General features: G+C 68.8%; 10 protein-coding genes. 3 read left to right on the top strand and 7 right to left on the bottom strand.

The window, feature by feature from the left end; all coding sequences use genetic code 11:
* Positions 1 to 2,190: protein kinase (locus VKA86_08285; protein HKK71203.1), on the bottom strand; the 2,190-nt coding region annotated here is incomplete at its 3' end.
* 224 nt (positions 2,191 to 2,414) lie between these two features.
* On the opposite strand from VKA86_08285, the gene VKA86_08280 reads away from it, so the two are divergent.
* A complete protein-coding gene (locus VKA86_08280; GenBank protein HKK71202.1) occupies positions 2,415 to 2,852 on the top strand; it encodes a CBS domain-containing protein in 438 nt (145 codons plus the stop codon).
* Between the two features lie 33 nt (positions 2,853 to 2,885).
* On the opposite strand, the gene VKA86_08275 is transcribed toward VKA86_08280, so the two are convergent.
* Complete coding sequence (locus tag VKA86_08275) at positions 2,886 to 3,359, bottom strand: GNAT family N-acetyltransferase (GenBank protein HKK71201.1); 474 nt, start codon at positions 3,357 to 3,359, stop codon at positions 2,886 to 2,888.
* Between the two features lie 220 nt (positions 3,360 to 3,579).
* Here VKA86_08275 and VKA86_08270 point away from each other — a divergent pair, with 220 nt between their 5' ends.
* A complete protein-coding gene (locus VKA86_08270; protein ID HKK71200.1) occupies positions 3,580 to 4,245 on the top strand; it encodes a tetratricopeptide repeat protein in 666 nt (221 codons plus the stop codon).
* An 87-nt stretch (positions 4,246 to 4,332) separates the two neighbouring features.
* Positions 4,333 to 4,743, top strand: a complete 411-nt coding sequence (locus VKA86_08265) for a hypothetical protein (protein ID HKK71199.1) — start codon at positions 4,333 to 4,335, stop codon at positions 4,741 to 4,743.
* Positions 4,744 to 4,904: 161 nt separating this feature from the next.
* Here VKA86_08265 and trxA read toward each other — a convergent pair whose 3' ends face one another.
* The 5 genes from trxA to VKA86_08240 all read right to left on the bottom strand — a co-directional run.
* Positions 4,905 to 5,228: a thioredoxin gene (trxA, locus tag VKA86_08260; protein ID HKK71198.1), complete on the bottom strand. Its 324-nt coding sequence runs from the start codon at positions 5,226 to 5,228 to the stop codon at positions 4,905 to 4,907.
* A 98-nt stretch (positions 5,229 to 5,326) separates the two neighbouring features.
* Complete coding sequence (holA, locus tag VKA86_08255) at positions 5,327 to 6,346, bottom strand: DNA polymerase III subunit delta (GenBank protein HKK71197.1); 1,020 nt, start codon at positions 6,344 to 6,346, stop codon at positions 5,327 to 5,329.
* A 7-nt stretch (positions 6,347 to 6,353) separates the two neighbouring features.
* Positions 6,354 to 6,860, bottom strand: a complete 507-nt coding sequence (locus VKA86_08250; GenBank protein ID HKK71196.1) for an LptE family protein — start codon at positions 6,858 to 6,860, stop codon at positions 6,354 to 6,356.
* 54 nt (positions 6,861 to 6,914) lie between these two features.
* Positions 6,915 to 8,312, bottom strand: a complete 1,398-nt coding sequence (locus VKA86_08245; GenBank protein ID HKK71195.1) for a sigma-54 dependent transcriptional regulator — start codon at positions 8,310 to 8,312, stop codon at positions 6,915 to 6,917.
* Positions 8,284 to 9,429 (bottom strand): ATP-binding protein (locus VKA86_08240; GenBank protein ID HKK71194.1); only part of this gene is annotated, 1,146 nt, incomplete at its 5' end. The genes VKA86_08240 and VKA86_08245, both read right to left, overlap by 29 nt.

The following is a 9,429-nucleotide window of genomic DNA, read 5'->3' as shown; positions in this document are numbered from 1 at the left end:
GCGCGGATACCACGGCGAGTCGAGGCCGCGCTCGGCGATGTCGCTGATCATCCGTGCGTCACTCCCGTCGGCGCGCATGGTCCAGATCTCGTAGCTGCCGCTGCGGTCGGAGTAGAAGACCAGGCGTTCGCCGTCGGGATGCCAGCTCACCCCGCGGTCGCGGAAGGGATCCTCGGTGAGGCGCCGCAGGTCGCTGCCGTCGACGGCGACGACGTAGATGTCCTGGAAGCCGGTGCCGATCGGCGTGTAGAAGACGATGCGGGTGCCGTCGGGCGACACGCGCGGGCGCTGGACGAACAGGGTGCCGCGCGTCACGGACCGCACCGTCCCGAGCGCGTCCGACCGCGCCGGCAGGTCGATGCGCACCGCCTGTCCGTCGTTGTCCGGGGCCGCGAAGACGATCCGATCGGCCTTCACGTCGATCCGGAAGAGTTCGTCGTTGGGCATGGTGACCGCGATGGGCTCACCCGCCGGGGCGCCCGTCCGGGCATCGACGGGCAGGCGCCACAGATTGTAGGTGCCGGTGCGATTGCTCACGAACCACACGCTGCGACCGTCCGGTCCGAAGCGCGGCGAGAAGTCGAGGGGTTCGTCGTCGGTCAGACGGACGAGTCCGTCGCCGTCGACGCCGATCGACCACAGATCCCGGCGGCCACTCGGCGACTCGACACTCCAGAACACGACGCGCCGGCCGTCGGGCGACCAGTCCGGCTGGACCGCGTCCATCGACGCGTCGGTGAGCGCGCGCGGCGTTCCGCCGTCGACCTCGACGATCCACAGGACACCCTCGGTGTTGCGTCCGGCCGGATCCGACCAGAGCGACGTGGTGTAGACGATCCGGGTGCCGTCCGGCGACCAGGCCGGATCGTATCCGCCCTCGACGACGCGGCGGACACTCTCGCCAGTGGTGCCCATGACGTGGATCCCGCCGCCGCCGCGCGACGACTCGAAGACGATGCGCTCTCCGTCGGGCGAGATCGCGGGGCGCCGATCGAGACCGTCGTGGTCGGCGGTCAGGTTGATGGGGCGCTGGCCCCCGACACGCTGCAGGAAGATGTCCAGATCGCCCCCTTCGACGGCCTGGTAGGCGAAGAGGTCCCCCGACGGCGACAGGCTGGGGTAGCTCGCGACGTTGCCCTGCAGGGTGAGGGGTTCGACGTGCGTGACGGCCACGTCGTCGCCGGCCACACCGCCGCCCGTGAACGCGCGCGTGGCGAAGAACGCGGCGAGGGCCACCACCAGGAGCGCGGCGCCGAACACCGCGAGCGGAACACCACGCCCCGCCGCCCGGGGTGCACCCGTCGCACTCGAGGGCACCCACATCTCGAGCTCGCCCGACTTCGATTCCTGGTCGAGCAGCTCGAGCTCGTTGCGCAGTTCGATCGCGCTCTGGTAACGGCGGTCGGGGTCCTTCGCGAGACACCGGTCGAGGATCCGCCCCAGGTGTCGCGGCAGGCCACGGTTGACCTCGAGCGCGCTGCGCGGCTGCTCCTTCACGATCGAACTGATCGTCGAGATCGCCGTCTCGCCGTCGAAGGGTTTGCGGCCCGTGGCCATCTCGTAGAGGACGATGCCCAACGAGAAGACGTCGCTGCGTGCATCGACGGGCTTGCCCTCGGCCTGCTCCGGTGACATGTAGGCGGCCGTGCCGAGGATCCGCCCCTCGGCGGTCTCGTGCACGGCGATCGTGCGTGTCACGTCGTCGTCCGTGTGCGCCGTGTCGCGCAGCTTCGCCAGACCGAAGTCCAGCACCTTCACCCGGCCGTCGCGATCGATCATGACGTTGTCGGGCTTCAGGTCGCGGTGGGTGATCCCCTGCTTGTGGGCCGTGCTGACGGCGTCCGCGATGGGGACGGCGATCCGCAGCAGCTCCTCGAGACCCAGCCCGTCACCCCGGATCCGGGAGGTCAGCCGCTCGCCGTCGATCAGCTCCATCGTCAGGAAGGGTGTTCCGTCGACCTTCTCGACCCCGAAGAGGGTCACGATGTTCGGGTGGTTGAGCGCCGCGATGGTGCGCGCCTCCTGCTGGAAGCGCGCCAGGCGCTCGGACCCGTGGTCGCCGAGCCCGGTGAGGACCTTCAGCGCCACCTCGCGCCCCAGATCGGTGTCGGTCGCACGGTACACGGCGCCCATGCCACCTTCGCCGAGCAGCGCGGTGACCTCGTAGTGTGAAAGGGTTCTTCCGATCATCGGGCGTGTCGTCCTCACGGATCTCCGGCACCACAGCCGTCGAGGACTGTCGGGGACCGACACCGGATTCCGAGGGCAGGAGAGCGGGCGCGAGTCACGGAGTCTACCCGGCGGGAGACCGGGCGTCACCTGCCGCGTTCGGCGATCCGGGCACCCACGTCCCGGTCCCGCTCCCGGATCGTATACTCTGCCACCAGCAGATCCCCCTGGACGCAGGAGCCATCATGTCTCGAACCGTCCGACGTCTGCTCGAACACAAGGGGTACGCGATCCACGCCGTCCAGCCCCTGGACACCGTCTTCCGCGCGGTCGAAGCCATGGCCGAGCGCGGGATCGGCGCCCTGCTCGTCATGGAGGGCGACCGGCTCGTCGGGGTCCTCTCGGAGCGGGACTACGCGCGGCAGGTGATCCTTCGCGGGCGGGACTCCCGGAACACCGCCGTCGGAGAGATCATGACCCGTGACGTGATCTGCGTGGAGCCCGATCGTGACATCGAAGCCTGCATGGCGCTGATGACGGAGAAACGGATCCGTCACCTGCCGGTGGTGGAGCAGGGGCACGTGATCGGGGTGATCTCGATCGGCGACGTCGTCCGTGCGGCGATCGACGACCGGGACTTCCACATCCAGCAGCTCGAGAACTACATCGCCACGGCGGGCTGAGTTCGTGGTGGGGTGGTGGCGTGCGCGCGGTCGTCAGTCGGCGGCGCGCGCGTCGAGCACCATGGCCACGTGCTCGATCCCGTCCTCGAGATAGGGCTCGCCGATGCGACGGAAACCGAGCGACGCGTAGAACTCGAGCAAGTAGCTCTGCGCCGAGATCCTGACCGGCCGCCCGGGGAACTGCGCGGCGACGACTCCCAGTGTGGACTCCATGAGGGCGCGGGCGATCCCGCTGCCCCGGCGGTCGGGCACCGTGAGAACCCGGCCGATCGACACGTGGTCGGGGTCCGTGGTCCCGGGCGGCAGGATCCGCGCGTAGGCCACCACGCGGCTGTTCTCGCGCCCGAGGACGTGCCAGGCTTCGAGATCGTGGTCGTCCGCGTCGAGGTAGGCGCACTCCTGCTCGACCACGAAGACCTCCTGCCGCAGTCGCAGGACGGTGTACAGCTCGTGCGGATCGAGAGCTTCGAAGTGATGGCAGCTGAAGGTCGTCATCGCGCTCGCCACGTCGGGGACCCGGTTCTCCGCTACGATGCCAGCTCTGGGCGCCCTGACAAGTCCCTTCACGTCGCCTTCGGAAGCCCGGCCGGACGCGCACGGCCCGCTGCCGCGGAACGTTGCCCTGGCCGCGTGTCGCCGCTACACTTGGGAGTTCGCAGAACAGGGGACTGCCGCCCTCAGGCGCGTCCCCGGCCCGGCTATCCATCGAATCCCGAAGGACCTCGCAGTGGCTCGACTGACCAAGGAAGAGCTCCGTCACGATCCGTTCCTCGACACGACGGCCCGCGTGACGGCGTACCTCCAGAAGAACTTCATGGCGATCCTGGTCGGCGTGGCGGCCGTCGCGGTCGTCGTGGTGGTGGCGGTGTTCATCCAGCAGTCGCGCCAGAGCAGCCAGGTGCAGGCCGCGCGCACCTACTTCGCGGCCAGCTCCGCCTACGCCAACGGCCAGTACAACGAGGCCCTTCTCGAGCTCGAAGAGCTGCTGGGGCGCTTCTCGGGCACCCAGGAGGGCCAGGCCGCCCTGTACCTCGCGGGGGCCAGCCACCTCGCACTCGGCGAGCACGACGAGGCCATGGGCCGATTCCGTTCCTACCTCGAAGAAGCCCCGGGTGGCCAGTACGCGACCAGCTCCCGGCTGGGCCTGGCGCTGGCCCACGAGGGCCTCGGAGAGATGGAACTGGCCGTCGAGCAGTTCCGGGCCGTTCGTGAGGCCGTCCCGCCCGACGCGCCCGCTGCCGTCCAGGCCGCCCTGGGCGAGGCTCGGGTCTTGCAGGAAATCGGGCGGATCGACGAGGCCATCGCGGCCTTGACACCCCTGACCGACGTGGAAAATTTCTCGTCGCGTCAGGAGATCCAGAACCGCCTGGACACGCTCGAAGCGCTGCGCTGATCCCGAGCACCGCGCGCCGAGCGGAACCGACCCACCGGCCGCTACCGCGCCGTGCGAGTGGAGGCCGGTCGTCGAAAGGACCGGCGCGTGACCAGCCGAGCCACCACGGACGACCCGCAGGGCCGATCCTCCTCGGCGCGGCCCGGACCGCGCACGAGCGACCGCATCATGGCCGCTCTCGCGTACCTCGGACCGGGGTTCCTCGTCCCGATCCTGGCCGGCCGGACCGGTGCCTTCGTGCGCTGGCACACTGCGCAGGGGTTCGTGCTGTTCTTCCTCGAGGCCGTGGCGCTGGGTGCGGCGATCGTCGTGGACGCCACCGTCGGTCGGATTCCGTGGATCGGTCTACTCGTGATGCTCGTTCTGCGCGTCGGACTGCTCGCCGGGTTCATCGTCGTGTCGGCGGTGGCCTTCGTGAAGGCGCTCGCCGGCGAACGCACCGAACTGCCGATGGTGGCACGCTACACGAAACACGTCCCGGGAGCGGTCGGGGACTGAGACCCGACCGGAGTCGGCGTCGATGGCCCGCGCAGTGGCCGATACACGGTGGCGCATAAGATACATTATGTAAACTCATGGGGCGGACACGAAAAGAGCCGGTGCGCACCTGCGCCCGGCTCTCTCGGGTCTCCCGGGTCTCTCGGTCGAGTGACCCCGTCCTAGACGTGCTGGTCGATCTTCTCGGTCAGGGCCTGCTTCGGCACGGCACCCATGACCGTGTCGACGTGCTGGCCGTCCTTGAAGATCATCAGCGTCGGGATGCTGCGGATCTGGTGCTGACCCGCCAGGGTCTGGTTCTCGTCGACGTTGACCTTGGTGATCTTCACCTTGCCGTCGTACTCGCCGGCGAGTTCTTCGAGGACGGGCGCGATCATGCGGCACGGGCCGCACCACGGTGCCCAGAAGTCCACCAGGACGAGCCCCTTCTCGTTGGTCACCTCGGCCTCGAAGGTCGATTCGTCGATGTTCACCGGTCCAGGCATGTTTCACCTCGGGCTGTGGTTCTCACCATGACGCCCCCGGGCCAAGGCGCCCTCGTGCGGCGCAGAATAGGTCAAGCGAGGCGTGTGTCAAGCCGGCCTCAGCTCGTCGGGCCGGTGGCCCACCGTAACACCGCGAGGTCGAACGCGAGGTCGGGCCCGAGGCTGGAACTCTTGGCCCGGCGGTCCGCCTGCCGGAACACCTCGAGTGTCTTCTCGAGATGTGCGGGTGAGTGATTGCGGGCCAGAGGGATGGCACGTCGTTGCTGGAACGGCGCCAGGCCGGCCGCCGAGGCCGCTTCCCGGGCGTCCATCCCGGAGTCCAGGCCTGCGCGGAGCTGGGCGAGCTGGCGGATCCGCCAGCCGAGGATGGCCGCAGCACCGACGACGTCCCCACCACGTCGCCGCCGTTCGGTCCACCCATTGACGAACTGGAGCGGGTGCGCGGGGTCCAGCGCATCGGCGAGCTCGAAGGCGTCGACGTCCCGGGATCGGCCGACGAGTTCCCGGACGCGCTCGGCACCCAGCGTTCCCCCGGCCGCGTCGGGCTGCAGGGCGAGCTTCGCGAGCTCCTGATCGATCTCGGCCAGATCCTCGCCGGTGAGGTCGACCAGGGTCGAGACGGCCTCCGGGGCCAGCTCCAGGCCGTGTGCCCGCGCCTGGCGCGTGACCTGGTCGAGCAGGTCACGCCCGGAGAGCCGGGCGAACTCGACGACGTGCCCGTGCTTCGCGAAGGCACTGGTGAGCTTCAGACGCTTGTCGAGCTTCTGACTGGTGAACACGAGGATCGTCGAGTCCGAGGGGTTCTCGAGGTACCGCAGCAAGGGGTCGAGGGCCGCGCCGGAGAGTAGCTGTTCGGCGTGGCGTACCCAGAGGAAGCGACGCCCGCCGAACATCGGGTACGCCGACGCGGCCTCGGCGATCTTTCCGGGCGTGGTCTCGTCGCCCCACACCGACTCGCTGTTCAGCCCGCCCAGGGCGGCGTCGACGACCTTGTCGCGGAGCCAGCGCGCCGTCTTCTCGGCGCGGTAACCATCTGGTCCGGCAAGGAGATAGGCGGGCGCAATCGAGTTCTGCCTGAACTCGGCCCGCAAGCCGGGTGGATCGAGGATTCTCAGCACGGCGCGATCACCATTCCTCGACGACCAGACCGAGGATGCCCTCGACGATCTGTTCGGAGGCCTGGTCCCGGGCCTCGGCCTCGCCCTCGGGGCCTTCGTCGATGAAGTAGTTGCCCTCGCCCCGGATCGTCCGAGGGCCGACGATGGGTTCACCTCCGGCCCGATCGACGATCGTCACCTCCACCGCGATCTCCACCGTGTACTCCTCGGCCGCACGGTCGGCCCCGAAGAAGGCCTCGCCGAAGCGGAACCGCCGGATGGTCCCGAGCAGCAGCGAGTCGGCTTCGTTCTCGTCCACGATCCGGAGGGTCCGGTCGCGGATCAGCTCTTCGGTGATGGTGTCGGTGAGCTGGATCTCGATTCCCGGCTCGGTGGTCCGGTTCTCGAAGATCGGGACCGCGATGGTCTCGAGACCCTCGCGTAGACGCCCGGGCTTGGTGCTGTACACACCGCAGCCGGCGACCAGCACCAGGACGCCCAGTACCCCCAGGGCTCGTTCCACCGTCCTTCGCACGCCGTCCTCCCGCCGGGCGCTGCCCGGCCGCCCCGGGAGGAACCCGGCGGCAGGTCAGAGCAGCTCGAAGCTCTTCATCCGGTAGCGCAATTTATCACGGTTCAGCCGAAGTAGCTTGGCCGTGCGGCTCTGGTTCCCGTCGGCGGCTCGGAAGGCCTTCTCGATCAGGGAGCGCTCGAGGCCCTCCACCAGGCCTTCGAAGTCCAGACCGTCGGCGGGAATGGTCGCGGTGATCGCCTGCTCGATCGAACGGATCACGTCGCGGGTCTCCTCCTCGTCGGACCGTCCGAGGGGGATCTGGCCGATCTCCAGCTCCCGGCCGTCCTCGAGCAGGGCGACCCGCTCCATCATGTTCTTCAGCTCGCGGATGTTGCCCGGCCAACCGTAATCGGTCAACAGACGGCGCGCGTCGTCGCCCAGGCGCTCGAAGTGCTTGCCGAATCGTTCGCTGTACAGCCGCAGGAAGTGCTCGGCCAGCACGGCGACGTCTTCCGGCCGATCGCGCAGCGGGGGGATGTGGATGGGCAGGACGTTCAGCCGATAGTACAAGTCCTCGCGGAAGGTCCCCTCGGCCACCGCGTTCTTCAGGTCGCGATTGGTCGCGGCCAGGATGCGTACGTCGACGGTGATGTCCTTGATCCCCCCCACCCGACGGAAGCTCATCTTCTCGAGGACACGCAGCAGCTTCACCTGGACGGGAAGACTCATCTCCCCGATCTCGTCGAGGAACAACGTGCCCTTGTTCGCCAGTTCGAGCAGCCCGACCTTCTCGCTGATGGCGTCGGTGAACGCTCCCTTCTCGTGCCCGAACAGCTCGCTCTCGAGCAGGTTCTCGGGCAACGAGGCGCAATTGATCTCGAGCAGCGCGTGGTCGCGCCGCCCCGAGTTCTGGTGGACCAGGTTGGCGACCACGTCCTTGCCCACGCCACTCTCGCCCTGGATCAGCACGGTGGAACTCTCGCTCACGCTGATCCGGCGAACGAGGTCGTAGACCTCCCGCATCTTCTGCGACCCGCTCGGCACGATGCCGACGGACCGACGGAAGAGTTGCTCGTTCTGGTCGCCACCGGCCGTGCGCGGTTTCGGACGCGTGCGCGCCATGGCCCGGTCGAGGATCCCGAGCAGTTCCTCGAGCCGGATCGGCTTGTTCACGTAGTCGAAGGCGCCGAGCTTCATCGCGCGGACCGAGGTGTCGACGTCGCCGAAGGCGGTCATCATGACCACGGCCAGGTCGGGCTCGTCGCGTTGCAACTCCTCGAGGATCGTCAGCCCCGAACCGTCCGGCAGTTTCAGGTCGAGAAGGACGACGTCGGGGATCGATTCGGCGAGCTGCTCGTGGGCCTCGCGGCTGCTCGCCGCGCCGATGACCTCGTAGCCCTCCTGCTCGAGCGTCTTCCGAAGGAAGAACAGGATGGATTCCTGGTCATCGACCACCAGAATGCGACGGCTCATGACTGCCTCCCATGAGGGCGGGGACGCGGGGGAGCTCCAGCACGAAGCGGGCGCCACCGCCGGGACGGTTCTCGGCACGGAGGTCGCCCCCGTGCCGCTGGACGAGTCCGTGGCACACGTACAGGCCGAGCCCCGTGCCGTTGGACTTCCTCGAGAAGAAGGGTTCGAACAGATGCGGGAGATCGGCCTCGTCGATCCCCGGTCCGCGGTCGAGGACTTCGAAGACCACGCCACCGTGCTCGCCTTCGGGGCCGCTCCGCCCGGGACCGACCGTGAGTTCGACCGACGAATCCGGGGACGAGGCCTCGATCGCGTTCTTGAGGAGGTTGGTGAGGACCTGCAGCAGCACGTCGCGGTCGGCGTGCAGCGTCCCGCTCTCGGGATGGGCCCGCACGCGGATCTCCACTCCGACGGTCTCGGCGAGGGCACGGAAGGCCTCGGTGGACCGGCGTGCGAGTTCGGCGGCCTCGCAGTCGCCCAGGACGAGTTCCCGCGGCTTCGCCACGGTCAGCAGGTTCCGGAGGATCCCGTCGAGCCGGCGGATCTCGCCGTGGATCACCGACAGGCTTTCCTGCGTGTCGGCGTCGTCGTCCATGCTGCGGCCCAGGAACTCGATTCCCGCCTGGATTCCGCCCAGTGGATTGCGGATCTCGTGGGCGAGGCTGCTCGCGAAGCGACCGATCGCCGCCAGCGTGTCCAGGTGCCGGATCTCGGCTTCCATGGCGCGCACGGAGCGACGATCCTCCACCACGCACACCGCTCCGGTCCGTCCTCCCTCCTCCGGTCGGAACGGCGTGAGGTTGAGGCGCACGGGGATGTCCGCTCCGTCGACCGTGCAGAGCAGACCGTCTGCCTGCAGGTGGGCCTCGTCCTCCAGGAGGGTGCGGGTGACGGCGTTGCCGCCTTCGGGGAGCCGGAGCAGCGAGTCCAGGCGCTCTCCGAGGACGGCGCGGTCGCCGACGAGCTCACGTGCCGTCCGGTTGGCGAACACGATGCGCCCCTGCGCATCGGTGCTCAGCAGGCCGTTCGTCATCGCGTCGAGCACCTGCTCGCGAAAGCGTTCGGCGTTCTTCACGTCGCGGAAGAGCGCAGCGTGCTCGAGAACCGAGGCCATGGT

This window comes from Candidatus Krumholzibacteriia bacterium (assembly GCA_035268685.1).
GTDB lineage: Bacteria > Krumholzibacteriota > Krumholzibacteriia > JAJRXK01 > JAJRXK01 > JAJRXK01.
This window is presented reverse-complemented; position numbering and strand designations above follow the sequence as displayed.

Excerpts from the sequence above, each read along its gene's own strand:
- VKA86_08245 (HKK71195.1), bottom strand. The coding sequence starts at position 8,312 with ATGAGCCGTCGCATTCTGGTGGTCGATGACCAGGAATCCATCCTGTTC.
- trxA (HKK71198.1), bottom strand. The coding sequence starts at position 5,228 with ATGCCTGGACCGGTGAACATCGACGAATCGACCTTCGAGGCCGAGGTG.
- VKA86_08280 (HKK71202.1), top strand. The coding sequence starts at position 2,415 with ATGTCTCGAACCGTCCGACGTCTGCTCGAACACAAGGGGTACGCGATC.